This is a genomic window from Phenylobacterium sp. VNQ135 (assembly GCF_049445735.1).
GTDB lineage: Bacteria > Pseudomonadota > Alphaproteobacteria > Caulobacterales > Caulobacteraceae > Phenylobacterium.
Genome location: NZ_JBMSDS010000001.1, coordinates 82363 through 105488, shown reverse-complemented (window position 1 = coordinate 105488; position 23126 = coordinate 82363). Strand labels below are relative to the sequence as shown.

Sequence of the window (23126 nt, the reverse complement as noted above, 5' to 3'; positions counted from 1 at the left end):
CCATGGCCGCCGCCGACGTTGCGCTGGGCTTTATCGGCCTGGGTGAGCAGGGTGCGCCGTTGGCGCTGAACTTGCAGGCGGCCGGCTATGCGCCGGTCGTCTTCGACGCCCGTCGGGAGGCCCTCCTGCCGTTTTCCGAGGCGGGGGCAAGCATCGCCGGCTCGGTGGACGAGGTGGGCCACAGGGCGAAGGTGGTCCTCGTCTGCGTCAATGACGGGGCACAGTTGGCGGATGTGCTGGGCGGGGCTGCCGGCGGCCTTCTCGGAAGCATGCCCGCTGGCGGCGTGATCGTCATCCACAGCACCGTTTCGGCGGCCCTGGTCGAGCGGAATGCCGGAATCGCCGCGAGGCTGGGAATCGCCATTGTAGATGCGCCGCTGACAGGTGGCGCGGAGGGCGCGCGTAACAAGTCGGTCGTCTACTTTGTTGGGGGCGATGCGGACGCTCTCGAGCGGTGTCGCCCAATCTTAGAAGTGTCCGCGCGCAAAATCATAAGAGCGGGCCCGATAGGGGCCGGTCTCCGGGCAAAGCTGGTCCATCAGTTGGTGCTCTGCGGCAACCTCATGGCGGCGCGGGATGGCTGGCTGCTCGGGCGCAGCGCGGGCCTGGACGACGCCATCATCATGGACGTCCTGCAGAGCGGCGCGGCGCAAAGCCGGGTCGGCGAACGCCTGCCACGGTCCGCTTGGTCCGACCATGTTCTGGAGCTTTTCCAAAAGGACATCTCCTTGTGCCTCGAACTCGGCAAGGAGCACGCCCTGGAACTGCGGACCGCCAGCTTCATAGAAGACGAACTAGGTACGCAAAGACGCGAAGAACGTGAAGGGAGCACTCATCCATGAACGCCCAGGTTAAACTTGTCGATCCTCACGCCGGTCTCGTCAGCCGGGAGGTCTATGTCAGCGACGAAATCTACCAGAAGGAGCGCGAACGCGTTTTCGGAAAGGCGTGGCTTTACATCGGCCACGAAAGCCAAATTCGGGAGCCTGGCGACTTTGTTCTCTCGCGGATGGGCGAGGAGTCCGTAATCATGACCCGCGCCCGGACGGGCGAAGTACAGGTCATGCTCAACAGCTGCCGCCATCGAGGCATGAGGGTGTGTCGGTACGACGAAGGGCACACCGAAAAGTTCTATTGCCCCTACCACGGCTGGGCCTACAACCTCGACGGATCTCTCGCACACGTCACTGAGTACGAGCGCGAATACAAGCAGAACGGCTTCGATTTCGCTCAATGGGGCCTCATCAAGGCCAAGGTCGCGACCTTGGGCGGAACCGTTTGGGCGACCTGGGACCCAAACGGGAATTTCGATGAATACTTAGGGCCTGCCCGGCAACTGCTCGACCTCTCGTTCGTGGCATGGGACGGCGAAGGGGAGCTGGAGGTCATCGGCTCCACCCAGAAATGGCAGATTCCATCGAATTGGAAGATCGTCGCCGAGAATTTCGCGGGTGACATGCTGCACGTCGTCAGCCACCGGTCGGTGGACATTGTCGGCATCGGTCCCAACAAGGAGTCCGGCCGTCGTGACGCCAGCCATAGCGCTCAGTACGTGCAGGCCGCCTACTCGGAAGGTCACGCCGCCATCGTTGGACTGTTCGATCCGAAGGATCCACGCCGCGACTACTCGGCATCGGCAATTACTGCCGAGTATTTTCAAGATTGCTATGCCAAGCGGAAACGCGTGCTCGGCGACCAAGCTCTCATCAGCCCCGCGGTGGGCACCATATTCCCAAACATGTCCTTCCACGGGAACCAGCCAAGAACGGTCCTCGTCGCCCATCCGGTGAGTGTAGATAAGACGGAGATGTGGCGTCAGTACTTCGTGGATCGCAACGCCCCAAAGGAAGTCAAGGATTTCTTGCGTCGATACTACCTCCGATACTCCGGACCGGCTGGCCTTACCGAACAAGACGACATGGAGAACTGGAACTACGCCACGAACGCAAGCAAAGGATTCATGGCGCGGAAGTTTCCTTACAACTATACCGCAGGTCTCGGCAACGAAAGTACAACCAACCAGCTTCCTGGAGCCACCGTGGAGGTGATGGGCCAGGGCGAGCTCCATGGCCGTAAGTTGTACGGGAAATGGGCCGAATACATGGGGGAGGCTTAGCGATGGGTAAGCTTGAGGACAGCCGTCAAGGGATGGGTTTCCGCGAGTTGAGTGCAGATCGACTCGCCTATCTGAATTTAGCGCGCGAAATCGAAGATTTTCTCTACGACGAGATGGATACTTTGGATAACCGCGAATTCGAGCGTTGGCTGACGTACTTCGCGGAGGATCTCCGGTACTGGATGCCGATGCGGAAGAACATGGCGTTTCGGGAGCATCATAAGGACATCACGGGTCCCGACGACGCCGCCTGGATAGATGATGACAAGGCGCTCCTGACCAAGCGCGTGAAGCAGATTCTTACCGGAATACATTGGGCCGAAGAACCCTTATCCCGGGTTTCTCACATCATCACCAATATTCGCTTCGACAAGTCTGTCACCCACCTTTCAGATGGCCAGGAGGTCGAGGTAAAGTCCGGGTTTCTCGTCCACAGGAACCGGCTTGAGACGGAAACCGATTTCCTCGCGGGTAGAAGGGTAGACCTTCTGCGCCGGTCGGGGGACAGTTTCCTAATCGCGCGGAGGACGATCATTATTGATCAAAGTGTACTGCTGGCAAAGAATCTTACCTTCTTCTTCTAGACGGTCGTTATTCGCAGGAGGCCAAGAAGGTCGAAGTAACCCGTCTTGGCAAATCTTAGATAAACAATAATCAAGGGGGAGTGAAATGACATATCTAACGAGGCATTTGAAAGCTGGTGTCGGTCTTCTGGCGGGCGCCTCGGCCTTCGCGTACGGCGACTATGCCACCGCTCAGGCTGCGCAGGGAGAGCCGTCTGCGCGGACAAACGCTCCAGCCGCGCTCGAGGAGATCGTCGTAACGGCCACCCGTCGAGAAGAGCGGCTGCAGGAGGTTCCGATTTCGGTCAGCGCCGTCACAAGCGAGGCTTTGGCCGCGAGCGGCGTTACAGATGTGCGACAGGTGATGTTCACCGTTCCTGGCTTCACTGGAGGGCGGAACTTCGGGGTGCTTCAGCCTTCGATCCGAGGCGTGGGTTCCACCGGGAATTCGCCAGGTGACGAGTCAAACGTGGCGATCTACGTCGACGGCGTCTACCAACCCCACGCCAATGGAAATATAGTCGATTTTGTCGCCATCGATCGGGTTGAAGTGCTCCGGGGTCCGCAGGGTACGCTCTTCGGCCGCAACGCGACGGGGGGGCTCGTCAACATCATTACACCGGACCCGAAATTCACACCGGAAACCCGGGTTATCGCGCAGTACAGTAGGTTCGGAGGTGCAGATAATATCGGCGTGCGTGGCTACATTACTGGGCCGATTACGGATAACCTTGCTGCCGACCTGGGTATTCTATATTCCGACTCCGGACCGTACCTGAACGACTTGGTGCGCGGCGGCGAGCTCGGGGACGCGAGGAGCCTGAATGCACGCGGGAAGATACTCTTCCGCCCCTCGGACCGAGCCGAAGCAATCCTGACGGTGGGCTTCGCTGATCAGCGCGGCGGAAATGGCAACATCATCGCGCCGCTTGGCGGAAACACAGTCGGAAACCGCGTTCCTGGGAACATACTGCCGGACGATCCGTACGAGGTGGCGTTAAGCTTTCGGCCGCGCTTGGAGGTGAAGCAATCGACCTTCGCTCTACGGACCAAGTTTGATCTCGGCGCGGTAGCCCTTGAGACGACCAGCGGTTATCTTCGCGACAAGGTCTTGCAGCTGTCGGACACCGATGGATCACCCGCGGTGATCAACTCAAATCTTACGCAAATCTACACGTCTGCGTGGAGCCATGAGGTGCGATTGCTGTCGCAGGACAGCGAAAGGCTGAAGTGGATCGCGGGCGCCTACTACTACTACATGCGCGGACGAGCCCGTTCTGACGGGGTCACAGGTCTGCCGCCCGACTACGCCCAAGCACGCCTGACCCTGATTGAACCTCGCGTTCGCGTCACGTCCCTCGCCGCATTCGGGGAAGGCACTTATGAGGTCAATGACCGGTTGAGCGTCACTTTGGGCGCTCGCTATACCACCGAAAACCGCCATTTCACCCAAACGTTCAATGGCGCCCAGCCGTTCTCGCCGCAGCAGGCGGAGGACGACAGCTTCACCTACCGCGCGACGGCGCAGTACTTCTTCGCAGAGCGCTCGCATGTGTATGCGACGTACAGCACGGGCTTCAAAAGCGGAGTCTTCAACTCGTACTCGGTTGTCCCCAACTATGTTGACCCCGAGACCGTCGACGCGATCGAGTTGGGCGTCAAATCTGACCCACTGCCTTGGCTTCGCACCAACATTGCGGTCTTCGATTACAGCTACGACGACCTGCAGGTCGTGGCGCGCGAGGTCACCGCTACCGGGCCTGCCACCTACGTCCTGCTGAATGCGGCGAAGGCCAAGGTGCGCGGCGTTGATCTCGAGGTGCAGGCTGCCGTCAGCGACAACTTGCGTCTTAGCGCGATGGTGAGCGTCCTAGATCCGACCTACGACTCCTTCCCGAATGCGCAGGTATTCCAGCCCATTATGTCGCCCGGCGGGGGACCACCTCTTGGCAATCTCACAACAACTGCCGATGCGACGGGTAATGATCTTATTCGAGCGCCGCGGCATACCCTGTCGCTCACTGCAGATTGGAGCCATGAACTCTATGGTGGCACGCTCGGCGTCAATGTTTCGGCCTTTCGCAGCGCGAAGACCTACTACGATTTTGGGAATCGGCTTCGGCAGCCCGCGTATACGCGACTCAACGCACAGGTCTCCTGGTCCACCGCAGACGAGAGCCTTCGCGTGAGAGTGTTCGGCACCAACCTGACGGACGAAGTCATCATCCAGCAGGCGACGGCGACCCCCATTACTGACCAGGGGACGTACGAGCGCCCGCGGGAAATCGGCGTCGCCTTGGAAGTTCGTTTCTAACTCTTGGGTATGGCCGCGGTGGGGGACGGCTGGGCGCCGCAAACGCCCAGCCGTCCGGTCAACAGGGAGAGAAGTATGTCTCGGCGCCTGCAAGGGAAAGTTGCTCTCGTAACGGGGGGCGGACGGGGAATCGGGCGTGCAACGGCCTTGCGTCTGTCGGCGGACGGCGCTGCGGTTGTCCTGACTTACCTCGGGAACGAGTCGGCGGCCCGGGCGGTGGAGAGCGAAGTGCGGGCCAAGGGGGGCACCGCTGAAATACTGAAGGCCGACATCACGGTAGTGTCGCAAATCCCTCAGATGTTCGATCAGGCCTGCTTGCGTTTCGGCAAGATCGACATTCTCGTGAACAACGCTGGGGTCGGCGGCCGCGGCAGGGTCGCCGAGACCACTGAGGAAGCTTACGATCGTCTCTTTGCGATCACCAAAGGCGTGTTCTTCACCCTCCAATGTGCGGCAGCCGGTCTCGCTGATGGCGGTCGGATCATCAGCGTCTCGACTGGTCTGACGAGAGGGTGGGCGTCGAGCGCGGCGGCCTACGCGGGCTCCAAGGCGGCGATCGAGCAATTTTCGCGGTCGCTGTCGAAGGACCTCGGGCCACGTGGCGTCACCGTCAACGTCGTGCTGCCGGGCGTGATCGAGACCGACATGACGGCGGCGATGTCCGCGGACGCCAAGGCTCATGCGCTGTCGCAGACGAGCTTTTCCCGTTTGGGTCGGCCAGACGACGTCGCCGATGTCGTCGCCTTCTTGGCCTCGGAGGACGCCCGTTGGATCACGGGACAGCTGATCGTCGTCAACGGGGGGAGCACACCCTAGCGCCTAGGGGCCAGGCGCACCTCAGAAAGAGCGTTCCGCGGCTGGCGCAAGCCGCCCTGGGCCGCAGTGGATAGGATACAGACATGAACATCGTTGCACTTGGTTACATCGGACTAGAGGTGCGAGATCTCGCAGCCTGGTCAAAGTTCTGCGAAGGCGTGTTGGGCCTGATGCCAGCCGCTTCCGCCGACAGCGGACGACGCTATCGGATCGACGCGCAGGCGTGGCGGATCGACTTGGCGGAAGGCGACCGCGACGACCTGTCGTACGCGGGCTTCGAGGTCGCTGACGAAGCGTCCCTGCGAGCCATCCGAGAGCGGTTTCACGAAGCTGGCGTCGTGCTGACGCCAGGGGAACCGGAGCTCCTTGCGCGGCGGGGGGTCACCGAGCTGGTCTATTGCCAAGATCCTGACGGCTTGAGGGTCGAGGTCTACTATGGCCCCACCCTGGTCACGGACGCACCGTTCGTGTCGCCGATCGGTGCTGGTGGGTTCGTGGCCGACTCTCAAGGCCTTGGCCACATCGTGTTGACGGCATCCCGGATCGACGAGACGCGTCACTTCTACCGAGACCTCCTGGGCTTCCGGCTCTCCGACATCATCCGGATGGGGCTGGGCGAGGCAGGCGCGCTCGACCTCGAGTTCTACCACTGCAATCCGCGGCACCATACATTGGCCTTGGTTCCCGTTGGGGCCCCTAAGCGTCTGCTGCACTTCATGCTCCAAGCCCGTGTCCTCGACGACGTTGGGTTCGCTCTGGACCGGGTGCTCGAGTCCGGCGCGCCGCTCGCCCAGACGCTGGGCCGACACACCAACGACCAGATGGTGTCCTTCTACGTGAAGACTCCGTCCGGGTTCGAGGTGGAATACGGCTGGGGGGGTCAGGAAGTGCACGACGACACCTGGCGAGTGGCTCGACACGACAAGCCGAGCATCTGGGGTCACAAGCGATCGCTGGCGTAGTGCACTTAGCGATTCCGGCGGCCTTTCAGCATAGCGAAATCCGCGGGCGCTGGCCGCTACAGCAGGAGAGCAGGAATGAGCATAGGCGAGGCGATCGCAAGTCCAGCCGGGGCGACCGCCTCTCCGGGCTACCGAAGATATGTGATCTGGCTGTTGTTTTCTGTCGCGCTGATCAACTTCTTCGATCGGCAGATCATCAATATTCTAGCGGAGCCTATCAAGCGCGATCTCGGATTGGCGGATTGGCAACTAGGGCTGCTCACAGGCTTCTCGTTCGCCGCGCTTTACACGTTCTCCGGCATTCCGATCGCGCTGCTTGCGGACCGTACCAACCGCGCACGGATCATCTCCGGAGCGCTGCTCTTCTGGAGCGTCTTTACAGCGGCTTGCGGCCTCGCACAGACATTCACACAACTGCTGCTGGCCCGACTTGCCGTGGGTCTTGGCGAATCGGGATGCCAGCCTCCGTCGCTGTCCCTGATCTCTGACTACGCGCCGAAGGAAGAACGCTCATCCGCTTTAGCCCATTACTCCTTGGGCATTACGATCGGCGGTCTCCTCGCGTTGGTTGCGGGCGGCATCTTGGCCGATCAGTTCGGCTGGAGGACCGCTTTCCTTGTTGCTGGAGCTCCCGGGGTCTTGCTGGGGATTCTGTCCTTCATGACCCTCAAGGACCCAAGGCGCGGACAGGCGGGGCAAGACAGTCTCTCGGTCAGAGCGACCATGGGTGAACTGGGGCGGACCAAGATCATTTGGTGGATCTATGGCGCATCTGCCGCCAAGGGCATGATTAGCTATGGCCAGGTGGCCTTCCTCGGGTCGTTCCTGCTTCGCGTGCATGGCGACAGCCTTACTGATGCCTCTAACAAGCTTTCCGCCGCGACAGGCGGCGATTTTGGGCCCTTGGTGCTCGTTGGCGGCGCACTCGGCCTCATTTCGGCCGTGGGCGGCGTCACGGGCACTTGGTTGGGCGGCCAGTTCGGCGACCGCATCATGAAGGATCGGCCCGAGAAGTTGCTGTTGCTGCCCGCAATCGCGACTCCCCTGGCCGTACCGTTCCAGGTCGCCGCATTCCTGTCGCCCTCCGGCTGGCTCGCGGTAGCGCTGCTCATACCGCCCGCACTGCTTCACGCAATGTGGCTAGGTCCAACATTTGCGGCGCTTCAAAGCGTGGTCAAGCCGCGGGTCCGGAGCACCGCGTCGGCCGTCCAGGCCACTTTCGTGCTCTTGATCGGACTTGGCTTCGGTCCGGTCGTCGTCGGCGCCCTGAGCGACTTTCTGGCAGGTCCTCTTGGGCTCGGCTCGGCGGACGGGGTGCGATGGGCGCTGATCGCTCTCTGCTCTGTCTCGTTCGTCGCCAGCTGGTTGTTCTATGTCGCAGCTGGAAAGCTGAAGGCCTCAATAATCAGCTGACGCCGTTAGACCGACAGTTCAGGAGTTCCGATCCGTGCTTCACCCGTCGCAGCCTGTTCCAACAACATGATGAAGGTGCTGATCCTTGGCGCCGGGCATGCCGGCGGCACGGTCGCGGCTCTGCTGCGCCAGTACGGCCATCAGGGCCAGATCACGCTGGTCGGCGAGGAGCCGTTAGCGCCCTACCAGCGTCCGCCACTCTCCAAAGCCTGGCTCAAGGGCGAGGCCGACGCCGAGTCCCTGGCGTTGAAGCCGGTCGAGTTCTACGCCGAGCAGGGGATCGACTTCCGGCCCGGCGTGAGGGGCCTGCAGCTCAAGCGTAGCGACACGACTGTCCTGCTCTCCGACGGCTCTAGGCTCCCCTACGATGTCCTGGTTCTGGCCACCGGCGCGCGGGCCACCCCCCTCCGGATCCCCGGCGCGGGCCTGGAAGGCGTCATGTTCCTGCGTACGGCCGCCGACGCCGAGCGGCTGAAGGCGGCTATGGGGCCCGGCAGGCGCCTGGCCGTGGTGGGCGGCGGCTACATTGGGCTGGAGGTGGCCGCTTCCGGCCGCGCTCTGGGCGCGGAGGTGGTTGTGCTGGAGCGTGAGGACCGGCTGCTGGCGCGGGTGACTTGCCCAGCGCTCTCCAACTTTTTCCGCGGCTATCACGAGAGACACGGCGTGGCGTTCGAGCTGGGCTGCAGCGTAACCGCTTTCGAGGGCGAAGGCGGCAAGGTCGTCGGCGTGCGACTGGCCAACGGTAGGGTGGTTCCCTGCGACGCGGTGGTGGTCGGCGTCGGCGCGGCGCCCAACGACGAGATCGCCGCCGAGGCCGGCCTGGCGACCGCACGCGGCGTGGTGGTGGACCTGGACGCCCGCTCCGTCACCGACTCCACGGTCTTTGCGATCGGCGACGTGTCCTACCGGCCCATGCCGATCTACGACCGCATGTTCCGCATGGAGAGCGTGCCCAATGCGCTTGAGCAGGCCAAGCAGGCAGCCAGCGCCATCACCGGCCGCGCGCGGCCCGCCGGAGAGTGCCCGTGGCAGTGGTCGGACCAGTACGACCTGAAGCTACAGATCGGCGGCTATCCCATCGACGCCGACCAGGTGCTGCTGCGCGGCGACCCGGTCGGGGGGAGATTCGCGGTCTTCCACCTCAACGGGGACCAGGTGCGGGCGGTGGAGGCCATCAACTCGCCGCCCGAGTTCATTATCGGGAAGCAGCTCATCCTCTCCCGCCGGCCCGTCAACAAGGCGAAGCTTGTGGACCCGTCGGTTTCCATGAAAGAGGTCGCTGGCTAAGGCCGCGTGAGGGGTTCCATGGCGAGGATCACCTACATCGAACACAATGGGACGGAGCACGTGGTGGACGTAAAGGCCGGGCTTTCGGTGATGGAAGGCGCCGTGAAGAACAACATCGCGGGCATCGACGCCGACTGTGGCGGCGCCTGCGCGTGCGCCACTTGCCACGTCTTTGTGGACGAAGCCTGGCTCGACCAGGTCGGCTCGCGCTCGACCATGGAGGAGTCGATGCTCGGCTTCGCGCAGGGGGTCGAGGAGAACAGTCGCCTTTGCTGTCAAATCAAAGTCAGCGACACCCTGAACGGCCTGATCGTCCGCATGCCGGAGAGTCAGCGCTGAACCGCGAGACAAAGCTTTATCTGCTGGCCGGGACACGGAAACTACGTCCAGATTGCTCTGCAGGATCAACTGTGCCGCTGGCCCCCGATCTAGAGCGTCGTGCGCTTAGTCGGATGCGTATCCTGCGGCCTTAAGGTAGTTCCAGCATTCGTTGGGATCATAGCAGGACATCCAGGTCCTCCACAGGCTTGACTCCCACCGCCCCGACGGCTGAACGCCGATCATGAACCCAGCCCCACGTCTCTGCGGGCGAACTCGGTGATCGCCTTGTAGTCCGCCTTGCCGCTCGAGGCCCGCAACGGCGCCTGGACACCGAGAATCCGTTTGGGGGTCTTGCGGCCGGCCAGGCTGGCGCGTACGCGCCGGCGCACGTCGTCCTCGTCGAACCGACGCCACCACCACCACCACCACCACCCTCGCTGCGGCCTGGGCTCCACTTGGCGTCCGGCACGCCGACCACTCGCGCGACCTCGAGGGCCGCGACTAAGCCCTCGCATGCCGCGCCCTCAGCGATCTCGCCTGGGGCTGCGCCGCGAAGCAGACCTAACCGCACCATGACAGGTCGAGCACCGGTCCGGGCGAGGGTGCGGAGCACGGTCGCAAGACGGCGATAGTCGCTGGGAGAAAGGGTCAAGGGCGCCATGGGACGTGGATGCTGGGCTCGATCACGTAACGCAAGGCTGGCCGCCGCGCGCGACCCCATCCACCGCCCAGGAATTGGTCTGGTGAGCGGTGCGAGAGATCGGAAAGTGAGCCGGTTCATCATCGGCGGCCGAGCCACTCCAACCGCGCTTGCCAATCGCCGTCGGCGCTGTGCCCATGCACCCCTGTCTCGGTGATGAAATGGAGCGGTCGCAGGTCCACCACCAGGGCGGCCTCAGAGGGCTCGGGGCGTCAAGACGGCTTTGGACATACTGCAGGTGGACCCACTTCCGGGCGAGGAACGCGGCGCGGAGGGCGCCTTCCACCTGATTCCGCAGCGCCATCGCGGCCGGCACCTGCTGCCGGATGTCCAGGCTACCTTCTTCCACGGCGGGGAAGATGGGCACCAGTGCGGCGGTCGCCGCTGGGCCGACGGAACTTCACGAGCCGGCATCTCGAGCCAGTCAGCAATCGCGTTCGCGCATCAGCCCACATGCGCGTCCGACCTGCGCCAGCCCATTCCTGCCTTCCGCCGAGCTTCCCCGGCGTCCCGATTGCGCCTCGAGGCCTTGATCCAACATCGCTGTTCAAAGGGTGGCCGCGACGCAGGTTATGCAGCGCGGTCGGAGAGAGGCCGAGCTTCGTCCAAACGTTCGCCATGGATATGACTTAGAGGCCGCGCTGCCTGGTGAACTCAACGGCGGCTGATGCCACCTCGCCGCTCTTCCGCCCGGGCTTCGGGCCGCGGGGCCCCTGCGAGCCGCCGCGCACAAGGCGGGGAGCGGCGGACTCTCCCGACGCCTACAGAGCCCTACGCTCCCAACCCCCGCCGAGCGCCTTGAAGAGCCTGATCTGGTTGGACGTCACAGCCGCTTCCGACAGGGCGAGCTGGGCTTCCAGGCCGGCCAATGTGCGTTCCGCATCGAGCACGGTGAGAAAGCTGTCGAGACCGGCCGCATGTCGCAAGCGGGCCAGGCGGACGGCCTCGGCGCTCTGGTCCCGCGCCCTGCGCAGGGCAGTTCGGCGATCGAGCTCGCGGCCGTAGGCGCTGAGCGCCGTCTCCGCCTCTTGGAGCGCGGTGAGCGTGGTCTGCTCGAACGTGGCGAGCGCGGCCTGAGTCGCGGCGTCGGCCTGAGCTATGCGGGCGCGGGCCACAGCGATGTTGGGGAAGCTCCAACTGATCAGCGGACCCACGCTGAACGACACCTGGTCGCCGAAGCCCCGCCCGCCGCCTCCGACGCTGCCGACGGACCCGCCGAGGGTGACCTGTGGATAGAGCGCCGCGGCAGCTACGGCGATCCGCGCCGTCGCCGCGGCGAGCCGGCGTTCGGCCTGACGCACATCGGGGCGGCGAGCCAGGAGGGCGGCGCCGTCGCCGACCGGAAGCGCGGCGGTGATCTGCGGGATCGCCTGGCACGCGGCGGCCTCCGGCGACACCTGGGCCGGCGGACGACCCACCAGCACCGACAGGCGGAAAAGGGCGGCGTCGCGCTGGGCCTGCAGCGGCGGGATGGCGGCCCGCGCGGTTTCGGCCTGGGCCTGGGCGCGGGAAAGGTCAAGGCCAGTGCCGCGGCCAGCTTCCATCTGACGACGGGTCAGGCCGGCCGTCTCATCGGACAGCGCGAGGGTGCGCTGGGCCACGGCCAACTGGGCGCCGGCAGCGCAGGCGTCGGCGTACGCCCGGGCCGTCTCAGCGGCGACGGAGACACGGACCACGTCGAGGGCGGCCCGGGCGGCGTCGCGCTCGGCGCGGGCGGCCTCGATCGAGCGGCCGACGCGGCCGAAGAAGTCCACCTCGTAGGATACGTCCAGGCCGGTGGAGAGGGTGTCCGCCTCGACCATCCGGCCGGTGGCGTCGGGCTGGCGGCTGCGGGCGGCGGCGGCGCTCATCGTCGTGCCGGGGAGCCGGCCGGCCCGGGCCTCCGAGAGCGAGGCGCGGACCTGGGCGAGGTTGGCGGCGGCGACGGCCACATCGCGATTGTTGTCGAGGGCCTCGGCGATCAGGCCGTCCAGCGCGGGATCCTGGTACAGGCGCCACCAGTCGGCGGGCGGCTGGTCGGCGCTCACCGGAGCGACCGCGGTGCTGACGAAGCCGCCGCCGGTTCCGGGCGGGGCGACCGGCGCCTTGTAGTCAGGCCCGGTGGCGCAGGCAGTGAGGAGGACGGCCGCAGCGGCCGCGGTCGAGAGATTGCGGGCGCTCACGGGCGGCTCCCTTTAATTTCGGCTTGCGGCGCAGCTGCCTTGGGCGCCCGCTTCGGAAGCCTTTCGGCGAGCTTGCGGCAGACCACGTAGAAGACGGGGGTGAAGGCCAGCCCGAAGAATGTCACGCCCAGCATCCCGAAGAACACGGACGTGCCGAGCGCCTGGCGCATCTCCTGGCCTGGGCCGGTGGCCAGCATCAGCGGCACGACGCCCAGGATGAAGGCGAAGGAGGTCATCAGGATCGGCCGCAGGCGCGTCCGGGCGGCGGTGACCGCCGCCTGGAAACGGTTCTGTCTGTCCCGCTCCTCGGCCTGTTTGGCGAACTCGACGATGAGGATGGCGTTCTTGGCGGCCAGCGCCACGAGCACCACCATGCCGACCTGGGTCAGGATGTTGTTGTCCATGCCCCGCAGGCTTACGCCCACGAGCGCCGCCAGGATGCACATGGGCACGATCAGGATCACTGCCAGCGGCAGGGTGAAGGCCTCGTCCTGGGCGGCCAGCACCAGGAACACCAGAACCACGGCCATGACGAACACGAGGGCGCCGGAGTTGCCGGCGGCCTTCTCCTGGAAGGCCAGTTCGGTCCACTCGTAGCCCATGCCCTGGGGCAGGGTTCGGTCGGCAAGCTGCTCCATGCTTCCGAGGGCTTCCCCCGAGGAGACGCCGGAGGCGGCCGAACCGATCACCTCCGCTGCAGGGAAGAGGTTGAAGCGGACCACACGGGTGGGGCCAGTGTCGTCCAGAAGCTGCGCCACCGATCCGACGGGGACCATCTCGCCGCCGGCGGAGCGGACCCGCAAGTCGGCGATATCTGCCTTCTCGTCCCGGCCGGAGGGCTCGGCCTGGGCGGTCACCCGGAAAGTGCGGCCACCGAGGGTGAAGTCGTTGACGTAGGTCGAGCCCAGGTAGGTTCCGAGGGTGTCGAATATGGCCTGCGGCTGGACGCCCATCATCAGCGCCCGGTCGCGGTCCACATCGGCGGAGACGCGCGGCGCGCCAGTGTTGAACTGGTTGAACACCCCCTGGACCTCCGGCGTGCCGGAAGCGGCGCCCATCAAGCCATTGGCCGCCTGTTCGAGCTCCCGGTAACCCAGCCCCGAGCGGTCTTGGACCATCAGCTTGAAGCCGCCGCCGTTGCCCAGGCCCTGCACGGGCGGGGGGGACAGGACGAAGATGTTGGCCTCCTCGACGGCGCCCAGCTTGCCCATGATCGCGCCCGCGATGGCGTCGGCACCCAGCGCGGAGCCACGCTCTTGCCAGTCCTTCAGGCGGATGAACATGGTTGCGGCGTTCGACGCGTTGGAGAAGCTCGCCCCGTCCAGGCCGGCCATGGCGGCGACCGTCTCGACGCCAGGCATCTGGGCGACCTCGGCGGCAGCCTGCCGAACAATAGCGTCGGTGCGCTCCAGGGAGGCGCCCGGCGGCAGCTGGACGACGCCGATCAGCACGCCCTGGTCCTGCTGCGGGATGAACCCCGTGGGCGTGGCGATGAGACGCCAGCCGGTGACGGTCAGCAGGCCGCCGTAGACGACCAGCACGATCACACTGGCGCGAAGCAGGCGGGCGGTCATGCGACCGTACCGTTCGGAGAGCGCGTCGAAGGACTGGTTGAACCAATCCCCGGCGCGCTGCAGGGGGCGCAGCCAGCGCGGACCGTGGTGCCCTTCGCGGTGCGGCTTCAGCAGCAGTGCGGCGAGGGCCGGGGACAGCGTCAGCGAAATCAGCAGCGAAATGGTCGCCGCCGCGGCGATCGTCACCGCGAACTGGCGGTAGAACTCGCCCGGAATGCCGGGCACGAAGGCAGTGGGCACGAAGACCGCCAGCAGCACGAGGCCAATGGCGACAAGGGCGCCGCTCACCTCGTCCATGGTGCGGTACGCGGCCTCGCGAGGGGAGAGGCCCTCGCGCATGTTCCGCTCCACATTCTCCACGACGACGATGGCGTCGTCGACGACGATTCCGACGGCGAGCACGAGCGCAAACAGAGACAGCGAGTTGATCGCGTAGCCGAGCGCGAGCTGCACGGCGAAGGTGCCGACCAACGCGACAGGGATCGCGAGGATGGGGATGATCGCCGCCCGCCAGGTCTGCAAAAAGACCACGATCACCAGAACCACGAGGATGACCGCCTCGAGCAGGGTATGCTGCACCGCCTCGACAGACGCCTGGACGTACTCCGTGGGATTGTAGGGGATCGTATAGGCGACGCCGGGCGGGAAGTCGGCCTTGGCCGCTTCAACCGCGTTCAACACGCCGGCGGCGGTGGAAAGTGCGTTGGAGCCGGGCTGCTGGATGACCGCGACGCCGATGCCGCGCTCGCCGCCGAAATAGCCGCGGACGCTGTAGTCCTGCGAGCCCAGCTCAACACGGGCGACGTCGCGGACGCGGATGACGCGGCCCTCGGCGTCGGTGCGGATGACCACGTTCGCGAACTCCTCGGGCGTGCCGAGGCGGCCCTGGACCTCCACCGGGAGCTGGGTGGCCACGCCGCGATCGGCCGGGGCCTGACCGAGCGCGCCGCCCGAAGCCTGGACGTTCTGCGCCTGCAGCGCGGCGACGATCTCCTGCGAGGTCAAATTGCGGGCGGCGGCTTTCTGCGGGTCGATCCAGATCCGCATGGAGTAGAAGCCGCCGCCGAACAGCTGCACGCCGCCAACGCCGGGCACCCGCAGCAGCCGGTCGCGCAAGGTGGAGTTGGCGTAGTTGCCGACGAAATCGACATCCACGGCCGGATCCTTGGAGGTCAGTGCGATCAGCATCAGGAAGCCGGTCTGCTGCTTGTTCACGGTGACGCCGATCTGGCGGACCTGGGCGGGCAGACGGGGCTCGGCGAGCGCCACGCGATTCTGAACGAGCACCTGGGCCGAATCGAGATCCGTCCCTGGTTCAAAGGTCACCGTCAGCTGGACTGTGCCGTTGGAAGACGACGAGGTCATGTAGAGCATGCCTTCGACGCCGTTGATCTCCTGCTCCAGGGGGGCGGCGACGGTCTCGGCGAGCGTCTCGGCTGAGGCCCCCGGGTAATTCGCCATCACCGACACGGTCGGCGGGGCGATTTCCGGGTACTGGGCGAGCGGCAGCTGCGGCAGGGCGAACAGGCCGAGCAGGGCCACGAACACCGAGATCACGCCGGCGAAGATCGGCCGGTCGATGAAGAAGCGGGAGAACTTCATGTGGGACGGCCTAGCGGAGGATGGAGCCGGTGGAGGCCGGCGCCGCATTGGGCGCGGGGCGCGGGGCGGCGGCCTGGGGCTGGCGGCTGATGGCGACGTTGCGGGCCTGGATCTTTTGTCCCGGCCGGACGCGCTGGACCCCATTGACCACCACGCGGTCGTCGGGACGCAGACCGGCGCGGATCACCCGCAGGCCGTCGATCACCGGGCCGAGCGTCAGCGGTCGGCTCTGCGGGGCGCCGTCGGGGGCCACCACATAGGCCACCTTGCGCGGCCCGTCGGCGACGATGGCGGTCTCCGGGATGAGCAGGGCCTCGTAGGCGCCCGCGCCGGCCATCCTGGCTGCGCCGTACATGCCGGCCTTCAGGAAGCCTTTGGGGTTGCGCATCAGGGCGCGGACGCGGGTGGAGCCCGATTGCGGGTCGACGGTGTTGTCGAGGAAGTCGACGGTCCCTTCCCAGCGATATTCCGCCTCGTCCTGCAGGCGCACCTGCACGGGCGCGGAGGTCACGCCGCCGGCCTGCCGCTGGAGCTTCAGCAGCTGCGCCTCGGAGGCGTCGAAGATGAAATGGATTGGGTCGGCGGAGACAATGGTGGTGAGCACGTCGCCCGCCGATGTGCCGCCGGCGATGAGATTGCCGGGATCCACCCTCCGGGCCGAGACCCGCCCGGCGGTGGGTGCGGTGACGCGGGTGAACTCGACATCCAGCTGCCGGGCGCGCAGCGTGGCGTCCGCCACGGCGGCCGCCGAGCGGCGGCTCTCGTACTCCTCCTGGGAGATCGCCTTGGCCGCCAGCAGGCTCTCGGCGCGCTTCAGCTCGGTGCGGGCCTGCCCGGCTTGGGCCTGAGCGGCGGCGAGCTGCGCCTGGGCCGGGCGAGGATCGAGGGTGAAGAGCAGCTGGCCCTTGCGCACCACCTCGCCGTCACGGAAGTGGACGGCCTGAAGATAGCCGCCGGTCCGAGCGCGGACGTCGACCTGCTGCACCGCCTCGAACCGGCCGGTGAAGTCGTCCCAGTCGCGCACCGTGGCCTTCAGCGGCGCCGCCACAGAAACGACCGGCGCGGCGGCGACGGGCGGTCCTTCCTTCCGTCCGCAGCCAACAAGCGCCAAGCTCGCCAGCGCCATCAGCGCGAGCGTTCGGAAGGTTTGCATCGGTCTCTGTCCCTCGAGCGCGCTGGGGAGGCGCGGGTCAGTCAGTCAACGGTCGGTGACCTATGGGCGCCATCGGTGTAAGTCAACGGGCGTGGACATTGGCGGAGGAACTTCGATGACGCAGGCTGAGGGCCCGACCCGCGCCCGCAACGCCGTGGCCACACGGAGCGCTATCCTTTCGGCGGCGCGGTCGCGCTTTGCGGAGGAAGGCTACGACGCCGCTAGTGTGCGCGGCATCGCGGGCGAAGCGGGCGTCGATCCGGCGTTGGTGCTGCGCTACTTCGGCTCGAAGGAGGAGTTGCTCGCCGCGGTACTTGCCGAGAGCGGCTCGGTTCGAGACCTCCTGGAGGGCCCGCGCGAGGATTTCGGCGCCCGGGCCGCCCGGATGCTGCTTCTCGATCCCGTAGAGGATCATAAGCTGGCGGTGCTGCAGATCATCCTGCGCTCGGCGTCGTCCGCCAGGGCCGGGCCGCTGGTTCGGCGGAACACTCAGGAACGGTTCTACGAACCGATAGAGGCTTGGCTGGGTGGGCCGGATGCGCAGATCCGGGCCCGCGCGGTAGGGGCGATCATCATGGGCGCTGCCCTGTCCCGGGCGATCGACAACAACGGCCTCGAAGACGAAGCGGATCGCCTGGGCCTGGCCGGCCGCCTCGCAGAAACGCTGCAGCTGGCGATCGAGTGAGATCGGATCGCCGTGAGTTGAATCTCAGAGCCACGACCGTTCGCTTCGAAGCCAGCGATCAGAGATGGATCAGCGGAGGCTCGGTTGGTGGTCGCTGACCTGCCCAGCGGCCGCCGGCTCCAAGATCCTTCCGCCGGGTCTGGTCACCAGCGGACGGGAAGCTCTGGCAGTTGCGCGCCTCGCGCAGACCGCCGAACACCGACCGCGGCCGCAGATCTCCGCGGCGCGGCGCCTCCGACGCGGTGGCCCCGGCCAGCGCCCCGAACATGACTTCCGCCTCGACATGAACCCAGCACGTTTCGTCGGCCGCTGGCGAGTGATCCGCTCCAGCCGGCGAACAAGGAAGTTTCGGGTCACACCTAGGGTCACCTCCACTTCGTGGATCTCGTCCCATCGAGATCACCGGTGTCACGGATTCGAATTCAGGCCCAGCCGGCGCGCCCGAAGCGCCGCTTGCCGCATCTGGGGTGCAAAGCGAAGGACTGGTGGGACGGTTTGGCCTGGATGCAATGGTCGGCTCGTCGGGCGCGTGGCCCGAACCGGGCCGGTCAGCGGGGGCGGCGGGATAGGGCCGCCCCCACCTGGAGCGGCCGTCAGAAGAACCGATACTGCAGCTCGATCCCGTAGGTTCGGGGCGGCGTGAGCGGATAGCTCGTCGCAACCCCCTGAGTGACAGGAATGATTGTGGAGCCGCCGGCCGTGGCGGAACCGACGTAGCCGGCTCGCCGCGCCGCCGTTGCGCCGCCCTCATACCCCACCTCGTCGAAGATATTCTTGGCGAAGAGGATGACGGTGTAGCGCTCGTTGGCAGGCGTCCAGGTCACGCGCGCGTCAACCTGTTCCCAGGAAGGTGAGCGCGAGTAGGCGCGGTTGAAGATCGATCCGTATTGAGCGTCACGCCAGGTGTAGCTGGCCGAAGCCGTCAGCGAAGCGGCCTCGAACAGCCAAGTGTAGTTCACATTCAACGCGACCTTGTGCTTTGGCGCGTTGGGCAGCTTCTGACCCTTGAGGTCCTGGCCGAGCTGGAACCCGCCCCCCGTGAGCGCGGTGAACACGTCGGCCGGGCAATTGTCCGCGGCCGACGGGGTCGCCTGGCGGGCCACGCAGTCCCCGATTGAACCCAGCGGGGTTGCATCCGGGTCGAGTGCGGCCGGGTCCGCGGGGTCGACCACCCCGCTGGCTCGTCTGATCTCGGAGTTCAGATAGGAATAGTTGAAGAGTATCTGCAGATTAGCCAACGGCTGCCAGATGGTCTCCAGCTCAACGCCCATCGAGATAGCTTTGGGCACGTTGTAGAACACCGACTGGGCCTGGGTGACACCTCCGGCGGTGTCGATGATCGTTAGCGGGATTTGCGCATTCTTGTAGTCATAGTGGAACAGCGCAATGTTGGTCTGCAGGTTGCGCCCGAAGGTCTTCTTGAGACCCACCTCGATGTCGTCCAGATATTCCGCCTTCGTATAGGGGTTGGCGGTAAGCGCCGTATCGACGCCGATGCGGAAGCCGCCCGCCTTGTAGCCGCGGCTGTAGCGGACATAGGCGGTCGTGGCGGGATCTGGCTCCCACTGAAGCGTGACGTTGCCGGTAAGCGCGTCCCAATCGGCGTCGTACTCCCGCCGAGCGCGACCTGTGGCCGGGTCAAATGTGAAGTCTTGCGACACGCCTTTCGGCGGCGTGGCTCCGGGGATGAACAGCGCCTGGGTGAGGTCGATCGCCGGCGTGAAGGGCCCGGTCTGCTCCGGCGTCAGCCCGGGCGTGCAGGCGAAGAAGGCGAAGCACAGGACGCGCGCCTCCTCCGAGCCCGACTTCTCGTCGAGCGAGTATCGTCCGCCGACCGTCAGCTTCCAGGCATCGGTGAACTCATAGTCCACCTGAGCGTAGACCGCCTTCGACTGGATATGGAACTTGGGCTCGTCATAGCTCCGCTGCAACAGCGGGTTTGGCGGGCATGCGTTGCCGAAGCGGGGGCAGCTCACGCCCAAGGGGGCGGCGATCTGTGGCTGAAGAAACAGGTACGTGGACGTGGGCTGCTCAAAGTGCTCGTTCCAGGAGTAGACGCCGGCGAGCCACTGTAGCGGTCCCTCGTGGGTCGAACTGAGGGTGAGCTCGTGGCTCCACCACTCCTCGATCTCCTGGTAATTGTAGACCTGTTGCGGGAAGACCCGAAGGCCGCCGGGCAACGTATAGCTCTGCACGGGCGCCACGGTGTCGTCCGGCGGCCGATTGAGCGTGTAGTGATAGCGCGCGCCACCGGTGGTGTACTTCACGTCGAAGCTGGGCGCGTGCCAGATCCATTCGCTGGCAAAGATCCAGGTGCCGTCCAACTTGACCTGATAGGGTATGACCGAAGCGATCTTCCGAGGGTCGCGGTCAGCCGGGTTCTCGCAGCCGAGAGGCGAGGGGTTGACCACGTTCGTGACCCGGCCGCTGCAGCCATAACCCGGCTCCTGGGACGTTGCGCCGTTGGCCACCTCAAAGCTGGCGTAGGGGCCCGGCGTGAACGTGCCGCGGGCGCCGGGCCCGCCAGAGCCGTTGCGCCATTGGATCCAGGTGAGCTTGGTCCAGCCTTCGAAATTGTCGTTGAAGTCGAATTTCAGCTGGCCCTCGACGATGTTGGTGTCGATCACGTTGCCCTCATCGGGCTGCCCGGGCACGATGTTGTCGTACCAGCCTTCCGTCTGCTTTTCCCAATTGGCGGCGAGTCGGAATTTCACGCCGGGAATGGTCGTTGGGCCGGAAACGGCGCCCTCGAGCACGTGACGATTGTAGTTCGCATAGGTCGCCCTGACCTCGGCGTAAGGCTCATCCGTAGGTCGCTTGGACACCAGGTTGATCGCCCCCGCGATGGCATTGCGCCCGTACAGCGTCGCTTGTGGCCCCCGCAGCACCTCGATCCGCTCCACGAACAGCGGTGTCTTGCCGGCTTCCACCGTCGAGGTGGTGTAAATTCCATCTGAATAAACCGAAACGGATGGATCGGCCGCGTGTACGTTCGTCGTTCGTCCCACCCCGCGAAGACTGACCCGATCCAATTGGCTGGAATATTGCAGTCCGGGCGTGAAGTTGGTTAGGTCGAAAACCGTCGATATGCCGAGCTGGTCGCGCTTCTCAGATGTGAATGCTGAAATCGCGACGGGAACGTCCTGTAGACTTTGCTCTCGGCGCTCAGCGGTGACCACGAGTTCTTCGATCGTGTTTGCCTGTTGTGCGCGCGCCTCGTGAGCCACCATCACGCCGACTGCGGCGACTGTGGCCATCAACTGCCTTTTCGACATCTATTCCTCCCCACAACCGCGAATTGATCCCGGTTAATATTGTATGGGACATCCTTTGTCGGTCTCAGCGCCACGTCAAGAGCGAGACCATTGTTCGCGATCCTGCCGCTTAGGTCATACCGCTGGCCGCGCCCAGCTTGACCCCTGCCGCTTGTATCTGACATTACTATCTGACTTGCTGCGCACCGTTCTTCCCCGCAGCAGCCCCTTGACCGCGCTCTCTGGGCGCGGTCAATTTTTGCGGCCGCTGATGCGGCGCTAGGCGGCGTGGGATTGGCGTGTTGCCGAACTCTGGACTTCGAGTTCTCGGAGGCGCGCTACCTTGAGGCGCACCTCTGGGCCTGCGCGGGTGGGCCTACGTGGAGTCGAGGCAACTGCGGCGACGTCGCACTGTCCCGAGCGGAAGTCGCCGCAAGGATGGCGTCAGCGATCGAGTTCGAAACTGAGGTTCGACCTCATGCGATCGAGAAGTCGAAGCAGGGTGATCTGTTCCTCACGGCTGATGCCTTGAAAGGTGATCTCACGAAGCCAGTGCGCCGCCGCTATCATCTGCGGGAGGACTGAGGGGGCGTCTTCTCCCGCAACCACGATCCACTCCCGCTGGTCCGAGGGCGAGCGTTGGCGGCTTACCAGGCGCAGGCCTTCCAGCGCTCGCACGAGCTGCCCGAGCGGAGCGCGCTCGAGCTCGAGCCGTCTTGCAAGTTCTGACTGTGACAACCCTTGATTTTCAAGCACGTAGACCAGCACGCGCCATTGAGGGCGAGTAAGGCCAAGATCCCGGACCCGTCGATCGAACCCCTTCCGCATCAGGCGGGTCACGTCACCGAGCAGGAAGCCCGCGCCTTCGACCTGGGCGGCGTACGCCGACTCGCCCCTCGGGTGTTGTTTCTGCCGTGACGTCATCTTTCCGCGGGTGTCTCCAGGGATTCGGCGCCACCTTCGCCGAAGGAACGAACTCGCGCAAACGGCTTGCGACCGCTTCGCATGGCTGCTGCTTTCCAGCACAGGTTACTGGCCGCGCAAGAGATTGTCGGCAAGGGAGCGCCGGCGCCAGCGAGACGAGGACTGCCGCAGCCCCCCGGGGTGAACTCGAGCGCGAAAGGGCGTGCATGACGGACACACTATGCGTCTTGAGCATCACGACTGGGTTCCTAATGGACCAGGTCAACGCCCGTCGTGGCCTGAGCCTGACCGATGCGGTGGTCCTGGCCACGCTCACACAGGCCAACTCAGGCGCCTGGATGCCCGATTCGGGTCACCAGTCAGCCTTCGTCACCTACGACGCCTCGCCGCCGGACGACCTGCTGCGGCCGATCAGCATCAACGCCATTTCGCAGAGCCTCGGGCTTCCGTTCGAAACGGTCCGTCGCCGGGTGCGGCGGCTTGCTCAGCTCGGCCTTTGCCGCAACGCCCCCGGGGGGATAGTGGTGATACCCGCAGCGCGTGTCGGCTTCCCGGGACATCATCGCGAACTCGAAGCAGGATATGCAGCGCTATCGGCGCTTCACGCCGCCCTCGCTCAAGCGGGCGTCGTGTTTGAGGCGCCAGCGCCTCGCCAAGGCGAGGCCTCCCCGGTACGCGCCGCCGCCCGTCTCTGGTCCGAGTACCTCTTGCGCGTTGTGGTGCTCGCGCTTGCGGCGTTCGGAGACGTGGTCAGTGCGGCAATCTGGTTTGAGGTCTTTCGGTCGAACACCGAACTCGATTGCCGGACCGCGTGCCTGGGAGCCGAAGTGGACCGGCAGCCCGTGACGGCTTCGCAGGCCGCCCGGCGGCTGCGCTTACCGATAGAAACGACGCGCCGCCGCCTGTGGGACCTTGCCGAAATGGGCAGTTGCGTGCGGGCTCGTCGGGGGTTTGTCGTGCCGGACGCCGCGCTCGAGCGGGGCGCGGTCATCCAACTGGCCGCTCAGAACCTCCTCGACCTCCAGCGGATGTACCTGCGCCTCGCCGCCGTTGAACGTCAGCCGGCGCTGCGAGCGATGGGGTCGTTAGGCGCTGGCCGTGACTAGGGGTGACCGGCGGCCCTTGAGAGCGAGGACGGCAGGTTCTGGCAGGTCGGAGTCCTTGAGGGGCCGGCGCGGGCGCCGCGCCGAACTGGACCGATAGGCGCCCACGTTGAAGACTCGAGCGCGTCTGCTCAGGAGCGCCGACCGCTCGCGAGAGCTGGCATCGCTGAGCGTTGG

The 23126-nt window shown here is 65.4% G+C and carries 17 protein-coding genes; 11 read left to right on the top strand and 6 right to left on the bottom strand.

Annotation, left to right across the window (positions count from 1 at the left end):
- Positions 1–2: 2 nt before the first annotated feature.
- The 9 genes from ACO2Q0_RS00555 to ACO2Q0_RS00515 all read left to right on the top strand — a co-directional run bounded on the left by ACO2Q0_RS00555 (position 3) and on the right by ACO2Q0_RS00515 (position 9810).
- Positions 3–842: an NAD(P)-dependent oxidoreductase gene (locus tag ACO2Q0_RS00555; protein ID WP_423349530.1), complete on the top strand. Its 840-nt coding sequence runs from the start codon at positions 3–5 to the stop codon at positions 840–842.
- On the top strand, positions 839–2116 hold the full coding sequence (locus ACO2Q0_RS00550) for an aromatic ring-hydroxylating oxygenase subunit alpha (RefSeq protein ID WP_423349529.1): 1278 nt from the start codon (positions 839–841) through the stop codon (positions 2114–2116). Before ACO2Q0_RS00555 ends, ACO2Q0_RS00550 begins: the two co-directional genes overlap by 4 nt.
- Before the next feature lie 2 nt (positions 2117–2118).
- Entirely contained in the window at positions 2119–2700 is a 582-nt protein-coding gene (locus tag ACO2Q0_RS00545) for a 3-phenylpropionate/cinnamic acid dioxygenase subunit beta (RefSeq protein WP_423349528.1), read from the top strand.
- 85 nt (positions 2701–2785) lie between these two features.
- On the top strand, positions 2786–4993 hold the full coding sequence (locus ACO2Q0_RS00540) for a TonB-dependent receptor (protein WP_423349527.1): 2208 nt from the start codon (positions 2786–2788) through the stop codon (positions 4991–4993).
- Between the two features lie 9 nt (positions 4994–5002).
- Positions 5003–5809, top strand: a complete 807-nt coding sequence (locus tag ACO2Q0_RS00535; RefSeq protein WP_423349526.1) for an SDR family oxidoreductase — start codon at positions 5003–5005, stop codon at positions 5807–5809.
- Positions 5810–5892: 83 nt separating this feature from the next.
- The gene (locus ACO2Q0_RS00530; protein WP_423349525.1) at positions 5893–6771 is read left to right on the top strand and encodes a VOC family protein; all 879 of its coding nucleotides are present in this window, start codon (positions 5893–5895) and stop codon (positions 6769–6771) included.
- Positions 6772–6846: 75 nt separating this feature from the next.
- Positions 6847–8184 (top strand): spinster family MFS transporter, encoded by a 1338-nt coding sequence (locus ACO2Q0_RS00525; protein WP_423349524.1) that lies wholly within the window; start codon positions 6847–6849, stop codon positions 8182–8184.
- A 69-nt stretch (positions 8185–8253) separates the two neighbouring features.
- Positions 8254–9471 (top strand): NAD(P)/FAD-dependent oxidoreductase, encoded by a 1218-nt coding sequence (locus ACO2Q0_RS00520; protein WP_423349523.1) that lies wholly within the window; start codon positions 8254–8256, stop codon positions 9469–9471.
- Between the two features lie 18 nt (positions 9472–9489).
- Positions 9490–9810, top strand: a complete 321-nt coding sequence (locus ACO2Q0_RS00515) for a 2Fe-2S iron-sulfur cluster-binding protein (RefSeq protein ID WP_423349522.1) — start codon at positions 9490–9492, stop codon at positions 9808–9810.
- Between the two features lie 221 nt (positions 9811–10031).
- Here the strand turns inward: ACO2Q0_RS00515 and ACO2Q0_RS00510 are convergent, their stop codons facing one another.
- From ACO2Q0_RS00510 to ACO2Q0_RS00495, 4 genes are all read right to left on the bottom strand, one after another.
- Positions 10032–10247: a hypothetical protein gene (locus ACO2Q0_RS00510; protein ID WP_423349521.1), complete on the bottom strand. Its 216-nt coding sequence runs from the start codon at positions 10245–10247 to the stop codon at positions 10032–10034.
- A 1006-nt stretch (positions 10248–11253) separates the two neighbouring features.
- Entirely contained in the window at positions 11254–12654 is a 1401-nt protein-coding gene (locus ACO2Q0_RS00505; RefSeq protein WP_423349520.1) for an efflux transporter outer membrane subunit, read from the bottom strand.
- Entirely contained in the window at positions 12651–15830 is a 3180-nt protein-coding gene (locus tag ACO2Q0_RS00500; RefSeq protein WP_423349519.1) for an efflux RND transporter permease subunit, read from the bottom strand. Before ACO2Q0_RS00500 ends, ACO2Q0_RS00505 begins: the two co-directional genes overlap by 4 nt.
- A gap of 10 nt (positions 15831–15840) precedes the next feature.
- Positions 15841–16983, bottom strand: coding sequence for an efflux RND transporter periplasmic adaptor subunit (locus ACO2Q0_RS00495; protein ID WP_423349518.1), 1143 nt, complete (start codon positions 16981–16983; stop codon positions 15841–15843).
- 115 nt (positions 16984–17098) lie between these two features.
- Here ACO2Q0_RS00495 and ACO2Q0_RS00490 point away from each other — a divergent pair, with 115 nt between their 5' ends.
- Positions 17099–17668, top strand: coding sequence for a TetR/AcrR family transcriptional regulator (locus ACO2Q0_RS00490; RefSeq protein WP_257838465.1), 570 nt, complete (start codon positions 17099–17101; stop codon positions 17666–17668).
- A gap of 593 nt (positions 17669–18261) precedes the next feature.
- On the opposite strand, the gene ACO2Q0_RS00485 is transcribed toward ACO2Q0_RS00490, so the two are convergent.
- Positions 18262–20943 carry a TonB-dependent receptor gene (locus ACO2Q0_RS00485; RefSeq protein WP_423349517.1) on the bottom strand — a complete coding sequence of 894 codons (2682 nt, stop codon included), beginning with the start codon at positions 20941–20943 and terminating at the stop codon, positions 18262–18264.
- A gap of 423 nt (positions 20944–21366) precedes the next feature.
- Positions 21367–21846: a MarR family winged helix-turn-helix transcriptional regulator gene (locus tag ACO2Q0_RS00480; RefSeq protein WP_257838463.1), complete on the bottom strand. Its 480-nt coding sequence runs from the start codon at positions 21844–21846 to the stop codon at positions 21367–21369.
- A gap of 251 nt (positions 21847–22097) precedes the next feature.
- On the opposite strand from ACO2Q0_RS00480, the gene ACO2Q0_RS00475 reads away from it, so the two are divergent.
- Positions 22098–22952, top strand: a complete 855-nt coding sequence (locus tag ACO2Q0_RS00475) for a hypothetical protein (protein ID WP_423349516.1) — start codon at positions 22098–22100, stop codon at positions 22950–22952.
- Positions 22953–23126: the final 174 nt, after the last annotated feature.